This window comes from Planktothrix pseudagardhii (genome assembly GCF_904830925.1).
Taxonomy (GTDB): Bacteria; Cyanobacteriota; Cyanobacteriia; order Cyanobacteriales; family Microcoleaceae; genus Planktothrix; species Planktothrix tepida.
In genome coordinates, this window is record NZ_LR882967.1 from 2,342,163 (window position 1) to 2,362,792 (window position 20,630).

The 20,630-nt window shown below is 38.2% G+C and carries 20 protein-coding genes and 2 pseudogenes; 8 read left to right on the forward strand and 14 right to left on the reverse strand.

The features are described 5' to 3' along the window. Positions 1-125 precede the first annotated feature (125 nt). Positions 126-1,184 (forward strand): adenylate/guanylate cyclase domain-containing protein, encoded by a 1,059-nt coding sequence (locus tag NMK36_RS09830; RefSeq protein WP_072722192.1) that lies wholly within the window; start codon positions 126-128, stop codon positions 1,182-1,184. A gap of 24 nt (positions 1,185-1,208) precedes the next feature. On the opposite strand, the pseudogene NMK36_RS09835 reads toward NMK36_RS09830, so the two are convergent. After that, positions 1,209-2,426: pseudogene (locus NMK36_RS09835) on the reverse strand (sensor histidine kinase); the annotation flags it as partial. A 60-nt stretch (positions 2,427-2,486) separates the two neighbouring features. On the opposite strand from NMK36_RS09835, the gene NMK36_RS09840 reads away from it, so the two are divergent. Next, complete coding sequence (locus NMK36_RS09840; protein ID WP_254172743.1) at positions 2,487-3,599, forward strand: IS630 family transposase; 1,113 nt, start codon at positions 2,487-2,489, stop codon at positions 3,597-3,599. Here the strand turns inward: NMK36_RS09840 and NMK36_RS09845 are convergent. The 3 genes from NMK36_RS09845 to NMK36_RS09855 form a co-directional block, all read right to left on the reverse strand. Continuing rightward, the gene (locus NMK36_RS09845) at positions 3,596-3,910 is read right to left on the reverse strand and encodes a hypothetical protein (RefSeq protein WP_254173640.1); all 315 of its coding nucleotides are present in this window, start codon (positions 3,908-3,910) and stop codon (positions 3,596-3,598) included. The two genes, NMK36_RS09840 and NMK36_RS09845, sit on opposite strands and share 4 nt — an antisense overlap. 148 nt (positions 3,911-4,058) lie before the next feature. Then, positions 4,059-4,286 (reverse strand): type II toxin-antitoxin system CcdA family antitoxin, encoded by a 228-nt coding sequence (locus tag NMK36_RS09850; protein ID WP_072722190.1) that lies wholly within the window; start codon positions 4,284-4,286, stop codon positions 4,059-4,061. Between the two features lie 227 nt (positions 4,287-4,513). Further along, a complete protein-coding gene (locus tag NMK36_RS09855; protein WP_254175174.1) occupies positions 4,514-6,328 on the reverse strand; it encodes a transglycosylase domain-containing protein in 1,815 nt (604 codons plus the stop codon). A 384-nt stretch (positions 6,329-6,712) separates the two neighbouring features. Between NMK36_RS09855 and tyrS the strand changes: the two genes are divergently transcribed. Beyond that, positions 6,713-7,963 (forward strand): tyrosine--tRNA ligase, encoded by a 1,251-nt coding sequence (gene tyrS / locus NMK36_RS09860; RefSeq protein WP_254173641.1) that lies wholly within the window; start codon positions 6,713-6,715, stop codon positions 7,961-7,963. A 149-nt stretch (positions 7,964-8,112) separates the two neighbouring features. Here tyrS and NMK36_RS09865 read toward each other — a convergent pair whose 3' ends face one another. From NMK36_RS09865 to NMK36_RS09890, 7 genes and pseudogenes are all read right to left on the reverse strand, one after another. Then, a complete protein-coding gene (locus tag NMK36_RS09865) occupies positions 8,113-8,685 on the reverse strand; it encodes a Uma2 family endonuclease (protein WP_254173642.1) in 573 nt (190 codons plus the stop codon). A gap of 190 nt (positions 8,686-8,875) precedes the next feature. Then, entirely contained in the window at positions 8,876-9,313 is a 438-nt protein-coding gene (locus NMK36_RS09870; RefSeq protein WP_438822818.1) for a GUN4 domain-containing protein, read from the reverse strand. A gap of 45 nt (positions 9,314-9,358) precedes the next feature. After that, on the reverse strand, positions 9,359-10,279 hold the full coding sequence (locus NMK36_RS09875) for a transposase (RefSeq protein ID WP_254172698.1): 921 nt from the start codon (positions 10,277-10,279) through the stop codon (positions 9,359-9,361). A 36-nt stretch (positions 10,280-10,315) separates the two neighbouring features. Continuing rightward, positions 10,316-10,663 (reverse strand): GUN4 domain-containing protein, encoded by a 348-nt coding sequence (locus tag NMK36_RS29100; protein WP_438822819.1) that lies wholly within the window; start codon positions 10,661-10,663, stop codon positions 10,316-10,318. A gap of 20 nt (positions 10,664-10,683) precedes the next feature. Then, positions 10,684-11,133: pseudogene (locus NMK36_RS29105) on the reverse strand (protein kinase domain-containing protein); the annotation flags it as partial. Between the two features lie 261 nt (positions 11,134-11,394). Next, on the reverse strand, positions 11,395-12,567 hold the full coding sequence (locus NMK36_RS09885; protein WP_254173643.1) for a GNAT family N-acetyltransferase: 1,173 nt from the start codon (positions 12,565-12,567) through the stop codon (positions 11,395-11,397). A gap of 27 nt (positions 12,568-12,594) precedes the next feature. Next, positions 12,595-13,305, reverse strand: coding sequence for a RibD family protein (locus NMK36_RS09890; protein WP_254173644.1), 711 nt, complete (start codon positions 13,303-13,305; stop codon positions 12,595-12,597). Positions 13,306-13,430: 125 nt separating this feature from the next. Between NMK36_RS09890 and NMK36_RS09895 the strand changes: the two genes are divergently transcribed. Continuing rightward, positions 13,431-14,132: an SDR family oxidoreductase gene (locus tag NMK36_RS09895; RefSeq protein WP_072722182.1), complete on the forward strand. Its 702-nt coding sequence runs from the start codon at positions 13,431-13,433 to the stop codon at positions 14,130-14,132. Between the two features lie 172 nt (positions 14,133-14,304). Next, positions 14,305-14,541 (forward strand): hypothetical protein, encoded by a 237-nt coding sequence (locus tag NMK36_RS09900; protein ID WP_139295160.1) that lies wholly within the window; start codon positions 14,305-14,307, stop codon positions 14,539-14,541. A 111-nt stretch (positions 14,542-14,652) separates the two neighbouring features. On the opposite strand, the gene NMK36_RS09905 is transcribed toward NMK36_RS09900, so the two are convergent. Continuing rightward, entirely contained in the window at positions 14,653-16,623 is a 1,971-nt protein-coding gene (locus NMK36_RS09905) for a tetratricopeptide repeat protein (protein WP_254173645.1), read from the reverse strand. A 221-nt stretch (positions 16,624-16,844) separates the two neighbouring features. Beyond that, on the reverse strand, positions 16,845-17,717 hold the full coding sequence (locus NMK36_RS09910; protein WP_072722179.1) for a 6-carboxytetrahydropterin synthase: 873 nt from the start codon (positions 17,715-17,717) through the stop codon (positions 16,845-16,847). 186 nt (positions 17,718-17,903) lie between these two features. Here NMK36_RS09910 and NMK36_RS09915 point away from each other — a divergent pair, with 186 nt between their 5' ends. Continuing rightward, on the forward strand, positions 17,904-18,152 hold the full coding sequence (locus tag NMK36_RS09915) for a hypothetical protein (RefSeq protein WP_254173646.1): 249 nt from the start codon (positions 17,904-17,906) through the stop codon (positions 18,150-18,152). Beyond that, positions 18,149-18,625: a type II toxin-antitoxin system VapC family toxin gene (locus NMK36_RS09920; RefSeq protein ID WP_254173647.1), complete on the forward strand. Its 477-nt coding sequence runs from the start codon at positions 18,149-18,151 to the stop codon at positions 18,623-18,625. Before NMK36_RS09915 ends, NMK36_RS09920 begins: the two co-directional genes overlap by 4 nt. Positions 18,626-18,780: 155 nt before the next feature. On the opposite strand, the gene NMK36_RS09925 is transcribed toward NMK36_RS09920, so the two are convergent. Further along, positions 18,781-19,464 (reverse strand): J domain-containing protein, encoded by a 684-nt coding sequence (locus NMK36_RS09925; RefSeq protein WP_072722178.1) that lies wholly within the window; start codon positions 19,462-19,464, stop codon positions 18,781-18,783. A 253-nt stretch (positions 19,465-19,717) separates the two neighbouring features. Here NMK36_RS09925 and NMK36_RS09930 point away from each other — a divergent pair, with 253 nt between their 5' ends. After that, positions 19,718-20,596: a DNA/RNA non-specific endonuclease gene (locus NMK36_RS09930; protein ID WP_254173648.1), complete on the forward strand. Its 879-nt coding sequence runs from the start codon at positions 19,718-19,720 to the stop codon at positions 20,594-20,596. Positions 20,597-20,630 lie beyond the last annotated feature (34 nt).

The window sequence follows — 20,630 nt, forward strand, 5'->3', positions numbered from 1 at the left end:
TCTACTGTCATCTACGTTGTCGGATACAACCGTTAATTATCTCTGTTGATAATATGAAAACCCTAGTTGGAGGCGTGGCACTCGTTGTTACTATCCCAAAACGAGCGTAGGAGCCACGAATAGAGATGGACGCTGAACCGGATCGTGTACTAATTGTTGATGATAATGAAGTGAACCGTGATCTGCTGGCCAAACGACTCCAGCGTCAAGGTTATGGGGTGACAGTGGCTTCTAATGGTTTTGAAGCGTTGGAACTGATGGGTTCAATGTCCCTGGATTTGGTGTTGTTGGATATTATGATGCCTCAGATGAATGGCTATCAGGTGTTAGAAACCTTGAAAGCTGATCCGGCTTTGCGTCATATTCCGGTGGTGATGATTTCGGCGGTTAATGATATTGATAGTATTGTGCGTTGTATTGAATTAGGGGCAGAAGATTATTTATCAAAACCTTTTAATCCGGTTTTATTAAAAGCTCGAATTAATGCTTGTTTAGAAAAGAAACGATTAAGGGATCAAGAACAAGCCTATTTAAAAAAATTAGCGGAAGAACAGGAAAAATCGGAACGATTATTATTAAATATTTTGCCCGAAGCGATCGCTCAACGATTAAAACGGGGTGAAAGCACAATTGCGGATAGTTTCGCAGATGTGACGGTTTTATTTGCAGATATTGTTAATTTTACAAAATTATCGGCTAATTTATCCCCGGCTCAATTAGTCGAAATTCTGAATGAAATTTTTTCCGCGTTTGATGAATTAGCAGAAAAATATGAATTAGAGAAAATTAAAACTATTGGGGATGCTTATATGGTGGTTGGGGGATTACCCACGCCACGGGATGATCATGCTGAAGCGATCGCTAATATGGCTTTAGATATGCAAAATATTATCGGTCAATTTCATCTGCAAGGAAATGAACCTGTACAAATGCGAACCGGAATTAATACAGGCGCAGTGGAAGCGGGAGTCATTGGCACAAAAAAGTTTACTTATGATTTATGGGGAGATACTGTTAATACAGCAAATCGTATGGAATCCCATGGAATCGCAGGAAAAATTCAAGTTACCGTCGCTACCTATGAACGTTTAAAAGATAAATATATATTTGAAGAACGAGGGTTAATTGATATTAAAGGAAAAGGCGAAATGTTGACGTATTTCCTCACCGCCCGAAAATATTAAATCAGTCAACACCTCAATTTTCAATTAATGACTCATATTCCGAGGTTCCTGATAGAGGGGAACAGTAAAGGTTACAGTTGATCCTAACCCTTCACCCAGACTATAAAACTTAACCGTTCCTCCCATAGTTTGGATTAATTTCTGTGAAATCACTAACCCTAAACCCGTTCCTCCATATTGGCGGGTATAGCCTCCATCGACTTGAGAAAAAGCTTTAAATAATCGATCTTGTTTTTCGATGGGAACCCCAATTCCCGTATCCGCCACCCGAAATTCTACAACTCCTGGAAACTCTCGATTTTGAAACACAACGGTTTGTTTAAGAATTCCCAAACTAATATTAATTCCCCCCTCATGGGTAAATTTAATTGCATTTCCGACTAAATTTAACATCACTTGTAATAACCGTTGATAATTTCCATAGATAATAACTTCATCTTCATAAGCCGCTTTTTGGACGGTAAAGGTTAATCCTTTTTCTTGCACTTGCGCCCGTGTAAAATGTTCAATTTCTTCTAAAAGTTCATTGACTTTAATTAAAGCCAAGTCAATATCCATTCTCCCCGCTTCAATTTTAGCAATATCTAAAACATCATTAATTAAATTTAATAAATGTAAAGCGGCTCGGTGAGCTTCTTGAATAAATTCTTCTTCTTCTTTGGGATCATCAACCATCCCATCTAAAACCAACTTTAAAAACCCAATAATTCCATTTAGAGGCGTGCGTAATTCATGGGAGGTATTCGCTAAAAATTCACTTTTTAATCGGGAAAGAGCGACTGCTTCCATCCGAGCTTCTTCTAGCTCTTGATAGAGAGTGGCGTGAGCAATTGCGGTTCCTACATGAGTCGCTAATTCTCTGATAAATTCCACTTCCGCCGATGTCCATTGTCGAAAGCGATCGCACTGTTGTAAACTAATAATTCCATTCGGTTGATCTTGATAAGAAGTCGCCACCACTAAAATCGAATGCCTTTGATAAGGATCATGGTCAGGAGAGGTACGTTCGACCACAACAGGTTCTAAGGTCGCTAAAGCTTGTGTCCACCCTAATTCCTTGGCAATTTCCAGATCTAAACCCAACATCATCGGAAATTCTTCGAGGCGATATTCAGCCACCACTTGAGTTTCTTGCAAGTTCCAATGATCTTCTTTTCCGCCTCGATAGGGACATAAAATACAACGACTGACCCCTAAAACTTGCCCTAAACTATTAACGGTTTGTTGCCAAATTTGTTTTAAGCTGTTAAGCATCTAAATAGGGTATAATGAAAAACCAAGTTTAGAAAAATCAATCAAAAGATGCCTGCTAAAAATCATTTAAATGAAAAGCAAGTAGAGAAACTACAGAAAAGATTGAAAGAGGAAGAAAATGGACAAATCCGAGAAAGAATCTTGATTTTATTATTGCTAAATGATGGTAAAAAGCAAAGTGAAATTGCCAAGTTTTTGGGCTGCTCATTAAACAAAGTATGTTATTGGTGTGTACATGGAGACCCTGACAAATTAGAAAGCCTAAAAGATGAAAGAATGAAAGGAAATTATAGAAAAGCCACAGACAAATATATAGAGATATTATTAGAAACAGTAGAAAAAGAACCGGAAGAATTAGGATATGAATTTGGGAGATGGACAGGAGAAAGATTGGCAACTTATTTAGAACAAATCACAGGAATCAAATTAAGTAGTTCACAAGTGAGAAAGATATTAAAGGAAAAAAAGTATGTTTATTTGTGGGCAAAGTATAGCTTAGAAGAGAAAAGAGATCCAGAAAAAAGAAAATTATTTAAAGATAAAATAGAAGAATATTTGAAAATAGCAAAAGAAAGTCCAGAACAATTACAGGTATGGTTTTGGGATGAAAGTGGATTTAATTTAAGAGTGATAAAAAGAAAGAATTGGTGTAAAAAAGGGAAGAGGAAACAGATTAGAGGAGACAGGAGGAAAGGAAGAGTTAATGTGATGGGAGGATTGAGGTACTCGGATAAAAAAAGATTTGTAGAATTTCTGGATAAAGGAAATGCAGATAATTTTTATCAAGTGTTAAAAAGTTTTTATCAAGAGCTAATTTATGAATGGGTATTAGCGGGAAATCAAGCAGAAGAATTTGTAGAAAAAGGAGCTAAGATCCTGATTATTCTTGACAATGCAAGTTTTCACAAAAAAGAAGAGTACCTAGAAAAAATTAAAGCAGAAATGCCGAATGTCTATTTAGAATTTCTTCCAGCATATAGTCCAGATTATAATTTAATTGAATTAGTCTGGCATTCAGCTAAAGAATATATAGCTCATCGACTCTTTAAATCAGTTGATGAGCTAGAGTGTTTATTACATCAGCTTTTAAATGAAGGACAGTTATCTATTAAATGGGGACGTAAACTTAAAAACAAAGGTAATGCTATAATCACAGTTTAAATACACAACAGCTTATATTGTTCTTCGTAGGAAAAAGAATAAACAAATCGTTCTGGAATTAAACTACTTAAAACGCGGCGAATTCGATCTTCATAGGGAGCAATTACAACAGGTTTAAACAACTCCCCCATGGATGAACCGATAATTTGATCCGTCGCTAACGGATAGCGATCCTGTCGTTGCCAATAAAACGATAAATACTGACCCTCGGCATCTTGAATAAAAACCAGATCAGTACCCAACTCTTGCCAAATCGGGTCAGCCGAAGTTGAACTTGCAAACTGAGAGTTCCTGTCTAAGTCCATTGGCATCCGCGACTACTGTGTTAACTGAACCATCCAACATCGAAGCGTTTAGCCGCGCCTCCTACTCAACTATATACAGCGATTGCCCTAAATCTCCTATTGAGAATTTAAGACACCCCAATCAACAAAATCCTGATTGATCAGGGATTTTATTTTAATCGTTCCATTCCCCTCGCGGTGGAATCGGGGGATTTCGCTGGAGTGTCAAGGCAAGTTCATCCTCTGGACGCTCTCCTCTAAGCCATTGACGCAGGGCTGTTTCAATCACCTTACTCGGATCATTGGTCAGATGTTTAATTTGATTGAGTAACTCCGAGTCAATGTGGATTGAAACTTCCACTTTCTGAGTGGTATTGGGCGAAGAAAATGTATTCTTTTCCATAACAAATTAGATCCTAACGCATAAAAACTTTTAATCTTTGGGAATAGCTAATGAGCGTTATTTCCCACAGACCCATCACTCCAATTGCCTAGGGAAAACGTTTTAGCTTATTCCCACAGAAACAGATACCCACTTCTTAAGCAGGGGGTGTTGCTTTTATTGTACTCTTCTCACGGGAAAAATTGTTTCCCTCTCTGGGTTTACTAGAAGCTGAACTGGATTCTGAATTAAGGTTTGCTATAAGCGGAAGCCGGTTTAAAAGAAGTGGCTGGTTTCCCATCTAATGCTTGTAACATAAAGTCACGCCAAATCGGAGCCACAATAGTTCCTCCCGTTGCCCCATAGGTTAGGGGAGTATAGTCATCATTACCCACCCAAACAGCCGTTGCTAAATCGGGAGTATACCCAACAAACCAAATATCCCGTTCAGAAGAGGTTGTTCCAGTTTTTCCCGCCGCCGGACGTCCGATTTGGGCACGAGTCGCTGTCCCGCTATTAATCACCCCTTGTAACACGCTATTGAGAGACGCCACAGCCCATTGATCCAAGACTAATCGGGGTTTTGGGGTATTATCCAATAAAATATTGCCTTGACTATCGGTAACTTGGACAATAAACGTCGGGTCAGAGTGCCAGCCATCATTGGCAAAGGTGGCATAAGCTCCAGCCATTTCCATCGGCGTTAAATCCACCGACCCCAACGGTAGAGAAACAACAGGTTCAATCGGGCTCTTAATTCCCAGGACTCGACACACTTCAATCACTTGATTGAGTCCCACCTCTTGACCCAGTTTTACCGCCGGAACATTCAAGGAGTGTTCTAAGGCTGTACGAATACTCACCGCCCCAGAGAAACCTCCACCGTAGTTTTGGGGGGAATAATAGCCATAGCCATCGGGATAACTTACGGGCGTATCATAAACCGTTGAATCCGGCCCGTATTTGCCACTAGCAAAAGCCGCATAATAAACAAAGGGTTTAAAGGCAGATCCTGGTTGACGTAGGGCTTGAATGGCTCGATTATACTGACTGGTTTTATAATCGGCTCCCCCGACCATCGCCTTAACAAAATGGGTACGAGGGTCAATAGAAACCAGGGCAATTTGGCCATTTTGTAAACTGTTATAAACCCCTTGATAGTATAAATTTTCATGCCATTCACTGATGGTTTTTTCCGCCATCCGTTGGAAATTCATATCAATGGTGGTTTGAATTCGCATTCCCCCTTTAAGAACCGCCTCCCGACCAAAGCGTTCAGAAAGTTCCTCAACCACAGCTTCCGTCACATAGGGAAGACGGCTACTGCTAAAGGAGGTAATTTTGCCGACGAGTAAGGTTTGTTTCTTGGCTTGGGCTTCTTCTTGGGGGGTAATCCACTGAAGTTCCCGCATCCGCTTCAAAACGGTTAACTGCCTTTGTTTGGCTTTTTTGTAATCCACAAACGGACTATAATCTTCCGGGGCAGGAATTAAACCCGCCATCATTGCCGATTCCGCTAAGGTTAAATCCGCCGCCGATTTATTAAAATAACTCTGGGCTGCGGTTTCCACACCATAGAGGTTATGACCCCAATAAACTTGATTGAGATAAAGTTCTAAAATCTCATCCTTGGATAAAATTTGTTCTAAACGAATCGCCATCACCGATTCTGCGGCTTTACGGCTAATGGTACGATTCGGGGATAAAAATAGGTTTTTCACCAACTGCATGGTCAGGGTCGAACCCCCTTCCACCGTGGAACCCGTTTCTAAGTTAGCCAGAAACGCCCGGACAATCCCCGTCGGGTTAATTCCCTTGTGATAGTAAAAATTGCTGTCTTCAATCGCTATAACAGCCCGTTTCAGATGGGGAGAAATCTGATTGAGAGAGACGACTTCCCGGTTAGCTTCATCGTGAAGACTGGCCAGAGGAACCCCTTTAATATCATAGATGTGGGTGGTTTCTGTAGGAACATAGTTCTGCAATACCCGCACATCCGGCAAATTGCGGAAACTGACTGCCAAGCCGACCAGCCCACCGGCGACGACAGAACTGGTTAACATCGTAACGCCGAGTAAGGTTCCGGCAGTTACTTTGCTAACAGACTGAACAAAGTCAAACAACGTTGATGAGTTGTTGACCTGAACCTCCTGTGGGATTGTGTTAGTTGACGACACGTTTAATTTACTCCCTCAATGAAAACAGGGCTACATAACATTTATGGCTTGCAGATAGAAATATTAACTTTTTTTGAGCTTCCAGTGATAGCATATAACATTGGCATTGTGCAGTTAAACCCTAGAAACAGATTTCTTTAGGCTTGGGTTGAACAGATCTCCTCCTAGTTGGGCGGGAAATGATAGAATCCCGAAGGTACGGATCAAATTTTTATTCCGGGATCAAGGTTAACGGATTTTACCCTAAATTGGCAAAAGAATTTTAAGATCATGGCTGTGAGTCAACCTTCTGTAGAATTGGAATCGGCGGTATCTCTACAAGATTTTCCCCCCCTTCGCCGAGGGATTACTGAGATTTTTCCTGAAATTATAAGCTCTGAGAACCCCGATGAGAATTTGGGTCAACGATTATTGACAACAAATCGACCTCTACGGGTTAAATTTGGCATTGATCCCACTGCATCGGATATTCATTTAGGACATAGTATCCCCATTCGCAAGTTACGCGCTTTTCAAGATGCGGGTCATATCGCTGTGTTAATTATTGGGGATTTTACGGCTAGAATTGGTGACCCAACGGGAAAATCCGAAGTCCGCCGTCAATTAACCCCGGAAGATGTCCAGAAAAATGCTCAAACCTATTTAGAACAACTGCGTCCGATTTTGGATTTTGACACCCCTGGACGGTTGGAAATTCGCTATAATTCGGAATGGTTATCGCAATTAGATTTAGCTAAAATTCTGGAATTGTTAGGAACAATGACCGTCGGGCAAATGTTAGCCAAAGAAGGTTTTGCGCTGCGGTTTGAAAAGGAAAGTCCAATTTATTTACATGAATTTCTCTATCCGTTAATGCAAGGTTATGATTCCGTTGCGGTGGAAGCGGATATTGAAATCGGGGGTACGGATCAAAAGTTTAATTTAGCAGTGGGACGGGATTTACAACGGCATTTTGGACAAAAACCTCAATTTGGTTTATTAATGCCAATTTTAATTGGGACGGATGGCGTTCAAAAAATGTCAAAATCCCTGGGAAATTATGTGGCGTTATCGGAAGATCCGTTAACGATGTATTCTAAATTAGAGAAGGTTCAAGATAATTTATTAAACCAATATTTTGAACTATTAACGAATCTTCCCCTTGATCAATTACCCGAAAATCCTAGAGACAAGCAAAAATTATTAGGATTAGAAATAGCGTCTCAATTTCATGGAAAAGAAGCCGCGTTAGAAGCTCAAAAAGCCTCTTTAACCTTAGTTCAAGGGGATGCAAAAACAGCAGAAGCGGTTCCTGAGTTTTCCTTAGCTGAAATTCAATTTCCCGCTAAGTTATTTTATATTCTCGGCGCAAGTAAGTTATGTAAAAGCAGCAGTGAAGCACGACGAGAAATTCAAGGTGGATCTGTTAAGTTAGATGGCGATCGCATTTCTGAAGTTGATATAATATTTAATTCTATTGATGAATTAAAGGGTAAAGTTCTCCAAGTTGGCAAAAAGAAATTTATCCGTTTAATTGATTAGTTCCTCGTTCCAATGCTCTGCATTGGAATGCCAATTTGAGGCTCTGCCTCTAATCTTAATTATAATAGGAGATCTAATCTTAATTATAATAGGAGGCAGAGCCTCCTTTTTTCATTTCTAGGTAGAACCTAGAAACGAGGGGAACCCGTCTAAAAAGGATTTAAAATTTGTTCAACGTTTAATTTTAATTCAGGAAAGGTTATAGAATTTATCGGATCTTTTTGGCTCATTTCTATAACTTCATATAAACCAGAAACTAACGTTAAAATTGAGATTTTTAAGGCTTGGGGGTCAATAATCCAATATTCAGGAATGCCTAATGCTGCATATTCTGAACGTTTATAACGATAATCATCATCGGGGTTATTGGGACTAACAATTTCAACCACTAATAAAGGCGGGTCTTCGAGAATAGCTGAGGGTAATGTTCTCAGAAGTTGACGCTGAGTTTCCGTCATAATTAATAAATCAGGAATGCGAGATTTTCTGATTCCGGTTCTCACTCCTACAGTTCCAGGTCGCACAACCCAATCTAATTGTAATCTGCGGATCTCTATTTTGAATTGTTCTTGTATAAAATCAACAATATCCGAATGCCATCCACTTGCGGGAGTCATCTGAATTAATTCTCCATTAAAAAGTTCATATTTAAGATCGGTATCATCTCTATAATTGAGATAGTCTTCAAAGCTATAGGTTTTAGTAACGGTTTGCACCATCATGAGTTTTTAGCCTCTAATCAGGGTGTTTAAATTGACGATTCCAAGAAACCGGGTTTCTGCGTTAATATCAGCTACTAACAAAAAGCGCAATTAAGAAACCCGGTTTCTGACCCTATCGGAAACCCGCAACCCTATTAATCCCCTGTAGGGGCGAGGCGCGCCTCGCCCCTACGCTGTCGGGTTAAAAGCGTTATATGTTACAGTCTACAAGTCTCGATGCGAAGAAGGATGGAGCCAAAACAACCCCATCCCAACCCCCAAAACACAACCAATCAACCCAAGGGAGATGGCTTATATCTGCTGTCTGATTGAATTCTAGCTCACTGTAGTACAACCAGCTACCTCCTACACGCCAACCGACCTGATCACCAAACGCTTCCCAGACTTTGGGATCATAACTCCGGGTTCCTCCCAGACTTTGATAAATGCGCTTCTGTACCGAAAAGCCAAAGCGTCCATTGCTATATTTGACCCAAAGTTGGTCAATCGTGCGTAAATCCTCACAGGGAAAATTATCAATAGACATCTCCGAAAATCTCCAAATGCCCTCTATCGCTACTTTTGGAATCTCTAGCACTCCTGTGCCGGCTTCTCCAAAAGTAACGGATTCATAGGCTTTTTCAGTCACATTAATAATAACTAATGAATTTTATCTCTGATATGCAATCATTTCTCAAAAGAATTCTGGGCAATTCTTAGATGGTAATACAATCGCTCCTATTCGCCATCTTATTAATCCACATACTGTCAAGATTATTGCTTCATAATTTTGCCTCTTTAACCGAAATCTTTCTGAAGCAACTCGATAAATTTTTATCAGTCTTATTAAATGTTCGACTACAATCCTTTGTTTAGCTTTTAATCGATTTTCTTCTTGCTTTTCAGCCGATATCTCTTGATTCCTCGGTTTCTTATGTGGTGTATTAATTGCTGTTTCTCCTACATAAGCTTTATCCCCTCTGTATTTTTGATTATTCCCCAATTCCTGGCTTCTTTCTCTCCACAATTTCAGATCACTTGTTGCTCCGGTATAACCCACAGCTACATCCACTATTTCTTTTCCATTTGGCATGACAATGACTTGATTTTTAAAGGTATGTGTCTTTTTCTTTCCTGAGTAATATTTTTTCTGCTCTTCATTGTCTGTTGGTCTTTCCCTGGGCTGTTCATAGCTATCTACTACTAACTCAAATTCCACCAGAATTTTTTCTACCCACTCCCAATCACTCTCGTTTTTTTTTACTTGCTCTAGCAAACTCGCTGGTAGTAATTCTCTCAAGATTTTTATCCAGTTATGGAAAATATCATTCGCTGTTGATTCACTGACTTCAAACTGTAACCCTAACATTTGAAATGTGGGCATTTGATGCAGATAAATTAGAGTCAGTAAGATTTGTTCCTCCACAGATAATTTCTGCCGACGACCCCCACCTGCTTTAATCAACCTGATTTTAGTTTTTTCTTTTTCCTGTCGTTTTTCTTCTTCTAATAACTCCGCAGCTTGAATGAGTTCTATCATCTGTTCATATTCCATCCCTAATAGCCTTTTTGCTTGCTGGGGATTCTTGTCCAGATAGTCTCTTAATTTACTCATCTCTAATCCGGGGTAAAATTTAATTTTATCATCTTTTTACCCCTCCTTTTTTCTATTTTGGAGATGTCTAATATCTTCAGCCCTGAACCATCCCGCCTTTGTTCTTCCGGCGACTCCACACATCTTATTAGTCGTTTCTTTGTCAGCTTCTTTCCACTTTCCGGCTTTCAAAAGTTGCTCTAATTGATGATAATTAACACCTCTAGCTGACTTTAATTCTATATCCGGTTGGGGTGTAGGTTTTACTGTTGGTTGGGGTGTAAATTGAGGTGTTGGTGGTGATATCGGTTTTTCTGTTAATTGTAATGCTTCTAATACTTCTTGAGCCGTTTGAAAACGTTTTCTAGTTCCCTGTTGTAAGAGTTTATCTAAGACTTGACCCAAAGTATTATTAACTTTAATGCTAAAACAGGTAATAAATCTCCTAACAGATTAATAATTTTAGCTTCTGAAAATGCTCCAATTTCGGTTAATTCTTGAGCTAAATTTTGCCCTTCAATATATTCTTGAACTAAATATTGACGATGATCTTGGATAAAATAGGCGAATAATTCAGGAATTTGTTGATGTTTGCCTAACTGTTCTAATTGTATCGCTTCTTGTTTAAACAGTTCCTCGGCTTTTTGTTGATTATTTGTGCCTTGAGCTTGCGGTAAAAATTGTTTAATTACACAATAGGGTTGAGACGGTTTATGCTCATCAACTGCTAGAAATGTTCGACCAAATCCTCCTTGACCTAATATTTTTAAAGCTCGATATCGATCTGTTAACAGTAATTTCGAGCCACATTTTTGACAAAAAATTGTTGTTTGAGAGTTGAGTTGGAGGCAATCTGGGTTAAGGCATTGACTCATGGTTAAGGACTGGGGTGAGGATGGCACGATGCAATAAATTCAATATTATCATAAAATAGAGGAATTCTAAATAGCGATCGCTTTTTCCCACTCGTAGTGAGTCCTTCAGGACTCAATATAAATTATTGAATAATTTGTTAATAATACAGGATTACGAGAGACGAGACATAGCACGTCTCTACAGTATTAACTTGCGATTTGCTGCGTTTTTAAATTCAAAAGATGTAAAGCTTTTTAAATTTAATTCAACGCACCAAATTTCTACTGACTAAACGGTAAATCCTGATTAATATAATCAATCTCCTGTTGTTCCATATCGTTAATTCTGCCAATATAAGATTGCAAAATTTTAGACAACCGTTGATCATAGAATCGATGTAAACTATAATTCGGTGTAGCTGGAAAACCTCGACGTTTTTTATGACGACCTCCAGCGCCCGGATCAAAAATTGAAATTCCGTTATTAATTGCCCATTCTATGGGAGAATAATAACAAGCATCAAAATGTAAACAATCAATATCTTGAACACTTCCCCAATAACGACCATATAAGCGATCGCTTTTGGTTAAACAAAAGGACATTCCCACAGGTTGATGTTGATTTGTATCATCAAACGCTGCAACAAATACCACTCGATGGCGATAATTATGATGTAATTCTTCAAAAAACTTGCGCGTTAAATATTTACTTCCCCACCAACCAAACTTATCACAGGTACTGGCATAAAAGTGATACATTTGAGAAAAAAAGGCTTTAGGAATTTCATCCCCTGTCAGGGTTTGGAGTTGTAATCCGGCTTGATTAACTGCTTTACGTTCCCGTTTAATATTGCGTCGCTGATTGGCATTAAAACCTTTTAAATAATCATCAAAGGTTTGATATCCTTGGTTTTGCCAAATATAACTATGGTGTAACCAAGAAGCAAAACCAAACTTTTCTAACATCGGTTTCCAGTCGGGATCAACATAGAGAAAATTACAGCCAGAAATTTTATTTCCAATGCAAAATTGATCAATAGAATGCACCATTAACTCTGTAATTTCTTCTTCATTTTCTCCCGGTGCAATCAGAAATCGATAGCCTTCTGCCGGAGTAAAAGGCGACATTCCTAATAGTTTGGGATAATATTCAATTCCTAATTGATGGGCAACATCCGCCCATTGATTATCAAAAACAAATTCTCCTCGACTATGCCCTTTAACATATAAAGGTGCAATTCCAACTAATTGTTGATCTCGCCATACTGTTAAATGATGAGGTAGCCAACCTGTGCGTCCAGTGGCGCTTCCTGATGATTCAATATTATGCAACCAATCCCACTCAAAAAAAGGCGTGATTAAGGGTTGGGCAAGGGCATCCCAAGCCGTTTGAGGGACTTCGGCAACCGTATTAATCCAACGGGTAGAATAAGAGGATGTTAAGGGTTTTACCATGTTGTCTCAAGAATGATTAGGGACGCATTATTCCTGTAAGGTAGTGTAACTCACTTGATAATGTAAAAACACTTCCTGACCAAGGGTTTTAACCTCTAATAATTGCAAACGGGGAGCAACAGAGGATAAAAATCCATCTCCATCGGCGGGAGTGGGTGAATTTTTCCCCGCTAAAATTAACGGACAAATCGTTAACCAGAATTCATCAATTAAATTCTGTTTTAATAAAGTAAAAATAAGTTGACCTCCGCCTAATATTCCTAATCGTTTTAATCCTAATTTTTGGAATTGTTCAAACGCTATTATCCAGTCAATTTCATTAAAATTATTGTCAGCAATGATAATTTTTTCAAACCCTTTAGTTTTTTCTCCTAATTCTTGACCTCTTGTTGTTGTTAATAACCAATGGGGAACAGGTTGTTGAAAAAACCGAAAATTGGGATTAATCTTTCCTGAACCAGACACCACAATTTGAATCGGTTGAGAAGGTTTTCCTTGTTGTTTTCGGGTTTCTAATAATTCAGGATCGGTAATTCTGATTGTAGTTTGATAAGCATTTAAAGTTCCAGCACCGAATAAAACCCCATCCATTTGTGCAACTTGTTGTTCTAAATGTCGTTTATCTTGTTCAGAACCAAATCGAGCAGGCGATCGCCCTTCATCTGAAATTTTACCATCAGCACTCATCGCTAAAATAACGGTTGTATGGGGTCGGTTGATCAGGGGTTGAAAATTCATAGACTATCTCAATGCAGAAACTGAGTTTTTTACAGTTGTATAATCTATTCTTGGGAGGATGACAAAACAGATTAACTCTGCTTTAAAATTAAACCATCTGTTTAATTTCCTGGGAAAGCAAAAATATGTCAAAAATTGCTGTTGTAACGGGTGCAAATCGAGGAATCGGATTTGAAACCTGTCGCCAACTGGCTCAACATTCGATTAAAATTATTTTAACCAGTCGTGATCCCGAAAAGGGAAAAATAGCGGCGGAAGAACTTAAATCTCAGGGATTAGATGTGATTTCTGCTCCTCTAACCGTGACAGAAAAACAAAGTAGTCAACAGTTAGCAGAATGGGTTCGTCAAGAATTTGGTCGTCTTGATATTCTTGTTAATAATGCTGGAATTTATCCTGACCCTCCCCAAAACAATATTTTAAGTACCGATTTAGAAACAGTTCGGTTAGCAATGGAAACCAATGTTTATGGAGTTTTACTTGTTTGTCAAGCCTTCATTCCTTTGATGCAAATTCACAACACAGGACGAATTATTAATGTGTCTTCGGGAATGGGTCAACTCAGCACCATGGGAAGTGATGCAGTCGCCTATCGCCTGTCTAAAGTTGCCTTAAATGGCTTAACCACCATTTTAGCGGCTCAACTCCAAGGTAGTGGGATTACAGTGAATTCTATTTGTCCAGGGTGGGTCAAAACCGATATGGGTGGCCCGAATGCACCCCGTACTCCTGAACAAGGGGCGGATACGGTTGTTTGGTTAGCTACACGCACTGATGATACACCGACTGGAGGATTTTGGCGCGATCGCCAACCGATTCCTTGGTAATTTCACGGTTGTTGTGATGTTAATCACCGAGTAATCCGATCCTAGCCTTATTTTAACTTTGATCTAATACAGTGGTTTTACGGATCAAATTCACGAAGGATTGAGATTGTTACCACAGAATTCCAGAACTTACACAGACATGATTGAGGGGAATAGCCACTGTATTAAATCTATGCAATCTCAATCCCAGCCACTCTCTTGTATTCCTGTTTCCCAAACTCTGCAACCCTGTTTCCATCGTCGTTCAACTCAATGGGGTTGTCCCGCACTTGAACGCCAAAGATTTGATCTATTGGAAGTTCATTTTGGCATTTTGAAAACTATAATTTTAACAGGGGAAACTTTACCCACTAATTCTTTAAATCCGGCTCGATTTAAAGCCCGATTAAGTCACTTACATCTAATTTAATGAAAGTTAGACTCTTTCAGGTACTCTTTCCCTAACGGTTGTTATGATTTGTGATAATAATGTTTAACTTTATCCCTAGCCCTCTCCTCATTCAGGGGAGGGTTAGGAAGCTCAACTAATAGCAGGATTTTTGGCAGTTCTGAGTTCTTTTTGAATAGAAATTGCTTTTCCTAATGATGAAATAGCTTCAGGATATTGTTTTAATTTAGATAATAAAGATCCGCGATAACGCCAGGTTTCTGCATCATCAGACTGACAGGAAAGGGCTGCATCATAGGAAGCCAAAGCTTCAGAATATTGTTCTAATTTTTCTAAACACATTCCTTTAGAACGCCAGGATGCTGCGGAATCAGGTTTTAAATTAATGGCTTGTTCATACAGAGTAATCGCTTCTGCATAGTGTTTTAATTTTACTAAATTTTCTCCATACTGGAAACAAGTTTCATAACTATCAGGTTTAATCTGTATTGCTTTTTGATAGGCATCTAAAGCTTCTGAATTTCGATTTAATTTCCCTAAAAGATTACCTTGAGTTTTCAACAGTTCAAAATGATTTGGTTTTAAATCTAAAGCTTTTTCTAATGCTTCTAATGCTTCTTCATAACGTTCTAAAGCTGATAAAGCATTAGCTTGATTTGACCATAATTCCCACTTGTTAGGATTGAGTTTGATGGCTTGTTGATAAGAAGCGATCGCTTCTTCATAGCGTTGTAACTTTGCTAAAACGTTACCTCGATTGTGCAGGATTTCATATTTATCAGGAGAAATTTCTAAAGCTTTATTGTAAGATTCTAAAGCTTCATCAAATCGTTTAAATTTTTTCAAAATTGCCCCTCGATTATGCCATGATTCATAATCATTTGGTTTGATTTTAATCGCTTTATCATAAGATTCAATAGCTTCGTTATACCGTTGTAAGCGGACTAAAATATTACCTCGATTATACCAACCTTCATATTTATCCGGGTATAAATTTAGATATTTCTCATAAGCAATCAAAGCTTCATTATACCGTTGTAATCGACCTAAAATTGTTGCTTTTTTAAACCAAGCTTCCCCTAACTGGGAATTGGCTTTAATTGCTTGTCCTAAACAATTTAAAGCCTGATTAAACTGGCCTTCAACTAAGAAAGCTTCCCCTTTTTTTAAATAATCATCCGCAATCATAGATTCAGAAGATTGAGAAGGTTTCGTTGTCTGTACAATACTAGAATTAATGGATTGTTTAGGTAAAGATTCTGTTGAAGGGGAAGAGGGAGATAAACCATTCAACGAAACGGATGTTTCAGGAAGGATAGATTGTTTTGTTTCTCTGGTTTTTTCTTCTAATTCTTTTAATGCTTGCTCTTTGAGGTCTTGAACCTCAGAAATCATTCCTTGTAAACGTAAAATAAATTGAGATTTGAGGGTTTCTACCTGTTCAATAGAAGATTTAGAAACCTTCGCTTCCCGATTTAAAAAATTAATTGATTCCTGGGTCGTTGTAATTTGAAACTCTAATTCTTTAATTAACTGTTGATAGCGTTGTTTAGACGCTTTTAATTGGGCTTCTAAATTATCAATATGATTTAATTTTTTCTGGGCTTGAGCCACAATTTCTTTAACAATCAAACGACGGACTAACCAAAAGAATAAAATTGTTATACTGGGAACTAAGGTGGCAACAATTAATAAAGTATTCAGTAAAGTAATGGTTTGACTAAACTCATAATTTAACGCGGAACTCGGACTCAGTTGTGCAACAGAAATCGGGCTTTTTATCTGGCTTTGGTGTTCCCCATTACCGATTTTAACCAATTCCGCTAACCAAGTTTGATCAAGTACATTTGTGATAGATACAGAGGTAAGATCTTTTGGAGAAAATTCCGTTGAGGAAAAGGATGGACTTTCCATCATTTCGGGAATACTAACTGCTAAACTAGGAGTTAATGCCATCATCTCGACCGGATTAGCAGCTTGACTCGACTCGGAAGCATGAGGTAAAGCATTTGTCGCCTGATTAGGAATAGGACTCGCCTCAGTTGAGGAGTCTTGAGCAACAAAAGCCGCTAAGGTTAAAAGGGTAACTGTCGATAACCGCATAGGTGTCAACTCGTGTGGGATAAAAGTTTTGCCAACCCTTTATAAAACTCAACAACAGGAAAGGGATGTGGAATTTGGGTGTGCTAGTCTATATTACGAATTGACAGAGCTTTGTCAGGATTTTAGGACTGATACAGAAACCGGGTTTCTTGACCAAAACTCCTGATTTTTCCAAGAGATGATGACTAGAAACCCGGTTGCTTGAGTTTTCAACCCCCTAATTAAACCTTTGCTAATACAGGTTGTTTTACTTGAAGTGTTTTAGGCTCAGATTCTGTATTTGTACAATAGACTTCACAGGAATTATTCGGACTTTCAATCAATTTAACTTTATGCAATTTTGCCCTTAATTCTTGAATGGGATTTTGCAATAAATCTCGAATATGAACCGCAATATTTTCAGCCGTTGGCACAACTTTAGCGAAATGGGGAATATCTTTATTTAAAAAAGTATGATCAAAGGGTTCTACCACATAATCATCAATCACTTTTTGTAAACTTTCTAATTTTACAATCATCCCTGTACGAGGATCAATTTCTCCTTTCACCGTGACTTCTAAATGATAATTATGACCATGACCGTTAGGGCGGGCACATTTGCCATAAATTTCGCAATTGTCCTCAAAACTGAGGTCGGGATGAGCCAGCCGATGGGCGGCGCTAAAATGTGTACTAAGTGTTAGATAAGCTTCCATGCCGTTTCCTTGATAGTCTGCCCAGAGTTCAGGATGTTCAAATAGTTGAATATTCGTTAGGGGAAGATGGGGGGCTAACCGATGCCAAATTGCCCGTGCTAGAGCTTCCGTAGTGGGTAGGGTTTGCTGAAATTCCGGCCAAACATCATTAAGATGGGCGAAGTCTAAATGGTCGGTAACTTCCTGTTTTAGGGTGTGTTTGACATCCGATAGGTTCAGCACCATACCATATTCATCGAGTTCTCCCACCATTGACACATACAAAACATAGTTATGTCCGTGTCCAGGGGCGCGGGATGTGAGGCCAAACCGCTCAATGTTCTCGGCGGCGCTCAATTCGGGCAACCAATACCGATGACTAGCGGAAAATTGCGCCCGACGAGTGATCACGCATTCCATAAAAATGCAAGCCAGATTGCTGTTGTTAAGTTATGTAAATTTATTCTAAGCTTTTTTTAGAAAAAACTCAACTTTCATAAAAAAATCTTGTTTCAGTTGCTCAAGAACGGTCAAAAATTCGATTTCTTAAACTAAAAGAAACTAAGCTTAGGATATAATCAATAGAATTCTACCCCACCATTAGTTATGCTACGAGAAAAACTTAAACAAGAATTAGACAAACTCAATGAAGATCAACTCAAGAAAGTTGCCAATTTCATTAGTTTGATGGAATCTCAATCTAGTCAAGTGACATCATCTTTTGTTCCATTGTGGCAAAAAGCAACACCAACACAACGGGCTATAGAATTCCGTGATTGGATTTCTCAACTCCCTAAAACCAGTGTGAGCTTACCCGATGAAGCCTTTAGCCGTGAGTGTATTTACGAAGAATGATTAAATACCTGCTCGATACCAATGTTATCTTGCGTTTTTGCAACCCTTCAGATGTGCAACATGATCTTGCCACAGAAGCAATATCTTATTTGCTAAACCAAGGAGATGAATGTTTTTTGACTGGACAAGTATTAATTGAACTTTGGGTTGTTGCTACAAGACCAATCGAAGTAAATGGCTTAGGATGGACTACAGACAAAACAAGAAACATTATAGATGAGCTTCTCAATCATTTTCCCTTATTAGAAGAATTCCCACAAATTTTTTTAAATTGGTTAGATTTGGTTACAACGGATAAAGTCATGGGAAAACGTACTCACGATGTTCGCCTTATTGCCGTCATGCTTGCCAATAATATTACACATATTCTAACCTTTAATCCTAGTGATTTTGCACTCACATCAAGAATTACTGTAATCTGTCCGCAGCAATTAGTAACTGTTAAAAATTCAGATCTACAACTTGATTTTTGAATTTCCTAACTAATTAGTATTTCTATATTTTAACCGATATTCCAAATTTCTTGCAAATCTAATACAAACCCCGGAAGCACATCTTGTTGGTGACATAATAATTAATTCTCCTGTTGCTGATCGCTAGATAGGTTAAACTATAACACCTTTATATATTAGCAAATTTTTTTCATTTCTTCCTGGGCTTCTCGACGTAAACGAGAGGCAATCCTAAAGAATTCTTGACCTGTGTGTAGAGAAGAATCATCATAATTGAGGGTAAATGTTTCTAATTCATTGAGTCCGTCATCTAAGTGATTGAGGGTATAATAAATATGGGCTGCAACTCCAGCGACAGGGGAGGGATTTTTTTGAGAACGGAATAATTGTTGAGCTTTATTGAGAGCGTTTCTACACAATTCTATATAAGCTTGAAAAGCTTCCATTAATTCATCATCAAAGGGATCGGCAGATAATTTATTGACTTCCGATTTTAGAGGCTTTAAAATTTGATTAATCGAACGATTAATGGGTTTATAAACTTTATTAATCCAACCGTTTAATTCTGCATCAGCTTCCGTAGCTTTTTGTTGTTGTTTTTTAGAAATCGAGGGTTCAAAACCGTTAGAATACGGATTAACTTCTAAACCCAGTTGTCGATCATAGGATTGGCGTTTTTGTGGATCACTTAATACTTCATAAGCTGCATTAATCTGAATAATTCGGTCATGATCTGCTGATTGAGTTTGGCTATCAGGATGAAAGATTTTTGCTAATCGACGATAGGCTTGTTTGATTTCTGAGGCTGTCGATGTGGGGTTAACTTGTAACATACTATAGTAATTTTTGAGCGTAGTCATACCGATTGATCTAAGATGAATTACAAATTCCTATAAGATGGATTTTAAACCGTCTTGATTGTAGCACTATTATCCTATGATGGCTACTGTTTTTCTCGATTTTATAAAATTTTACTTTTTTTCACAAAATCTTTAAATAACGAAAAATGATCTATAATATTTTGGGCTAAAAAATCAGGTTTGAGTTTAATAACCTAAACCTAAACCAAAATAGATTAAAAAGTAATGTAAGTATTTTAACCCAAGGATTCCCATGAATAATATTATTATGGCTTTATTGATTAATTTAAAAATTATTTCTACAAAAAACCAATCCACAGATCTAGTTCAATTAAATATTTTACAAATTTTTAATCTAGGATTCGCTGCTGTATTAACATTAACTGGATGTCAAATTCTGTTTAACCCACCCACAGCCTCAGATATTCATCTGAAACTGGGCAACCCTAGTCAAGCAACGGCTGATCCTCAAAATTCCACTAATTTTTTGATCGAAAAACCCGAATTTGTTTTATCTTATAATAGCAAAACTGGAACAGCTAATTGGGTGAGTTGGCACTTGAATCAATCTTGGTTAGGAACGGTTAAACGTCAAAATAATTTTAGACCCGATGAAAATTTACCTCCCGGATGGTATCAAGTTCAATCCAATGATTATCGGGGAACAGGTTATGATCGAGGTCATTTAGTTCCCTCTGGCGATCGCACCAATACCTCTGAACATAATAGTGCTACATTTATTCTCACTAATATTATTCCCCAAGCCCCACAATTAAATCGAGGCATTTGGAGTGATTTAGAACAACACTGCCGAGATCTAGCTCAAGAAGGAAAAGAATTATATATTATTGCCGGGGGTTCTGGCAAACTTAGAACTATTGCCAAAGGAAATATAACTGTTCCTGAATGGAATTGGAAAGTCATTGTTATTTTAGATCAAGCTAATCAAAAAATTACGGAAAATACCCGTGTGATTGCTGTCAAAATTCCCAACTCAAATTCCTTAAAAAAGAATTGGAAATCTTATCAAGTTTCTGTGGATGATATTGAAGCCAATACGGGTTTAGATTTATTAAGCAATATTCCTAAAAATATTCAAGATAAACTAGAGCGTCAAGTTGATCATTTGTAACTCATTAACCCAAATACAGACGCGCTATTGAACC

Bases quoted from the DNA above. Each gene is read 5' to 3' on its own strand.
- NMK36_RS09830 (WP_072722192.1), top strand. From the start codon at position 126: ATGGACGCTGAACCGGATCGTGTACTAATTGTTGATGATAATGAAGTG.
- NMK36_RS09840 (WP_254172743.1), top strand. From the start codon at position 2,487: ATGCCTGCTAAAAATCATTTAAATGAAAAGCAAGTAGAGAAACTACAG.
- NMK36_RS09845 (WP_254173640.1), bottom strand. From the start codon at position 3,910: ATGCCAATGGACTTAGACAGGAACTCTCAGTTTGCAAGTTCAACTTCG.
- NMK36_RS09850 (WP_072722190.1), bottom strand. From the start codon at position 4,286: ATGGAAAAGAATACATTTTCTTCGCCCAATACCACTCAGAAAGTGGAA.
- NMK36_RS09855 (WP_254175174.1), bottom strand. From the start codon at position 6,328: ATGTTAACCAGTTCTGTCGTCGCCGGTGGGCTGGTCGGCTTGGCAGTC.
- tyrS (WP_254173641.1), top strand. From the start codon at position 6,713: ATGGCTGTGAGTCAACCTTCTGTAGAATTGGAATCGGCGGTATCTCTA.
- NMK36_RS09865 (WP_254173642.1), bottom strand. From the start codon at position 8,685: ATGATGGTGCAAACCGTTACTAAAACCTATAGCTTTGAAGACTATCTC.
- NMK36_RS09875 (WP_254172698.1), bottom strand. From the start codon at position 10,279: ATGAGTAAATTAAGAGACTATCTGGACAAGAATCCCCAGCAAGCAAAA.
- NMK36_RS09885 (WP_254173643.1), bottom strand. From the start codon at position 12,567: ATGGTAAAACCCTTAACATCCTCTTATTCTACCCGTTGGATTAATACG.
- NMK36_RS09890 (WP_254173644.1), bottom strand. From the start codon at position 13,305: ATGAATTTTCAACCCCTGATCAACCGACCCCATACAACCGTTATTTTA.
- NMK36_RS09895 (WP_072722182.1), top strand. From the start codon at position 13,431: ATGTCAAAAATTGCTGTTGTAACGGGTGCAAATCGAGGAATCGGATTT.
- NMK36_RS09900 (WP_139295160.1), top strand. From the start codon at position 14,305: ATGCAATCTCAATCCCAGCCACTCTCTTGTATTCCTGTTTCCCAAACT.
- NMK36_RS09905 (WP_254173645.1), bottom strand. From the start codon at position 16,623: ATGCGGTTATCGACAGTTACCCTTTTAACCTTAGCGGCTTTTGTTGCT.
- NMK36_RS09910 (WP_072722179.1), bottom strand. From the start codon at position 17,717: ATGGAATGCGTGATCACTCGTCGGGCGCAATTTTCCGCTAGTCATCGG.
- NMK36_RS09915 (WP_254173646.1), top strand. From the start codon at position 17,904: ATGCTACGAGAAAAACTTAAACAAGAATTAGACAAACTCAATGAAGAT.
- NMK36_RS09920 (WP_254173647.1), top strand. From the start codon at position 18,149: ATGATTAAATACCTGCTCGATACCAATGTTATCTTGCGTTTTTGCAAC.
- NMK36_RS09925 (WP_072722178.1), bottom strand. From the start codon at position 19,464: ATGACTACGCTCAAAAATTACTATAGTATGTTACAAGTTAACCCCACA.
- NMK36_RS09930 (WP_254173648.1), top strand. From the start codon at position 19,718: ATGAATAATATTATTATGGCTTTATTGATTAATTTAAAAATTATTTCT.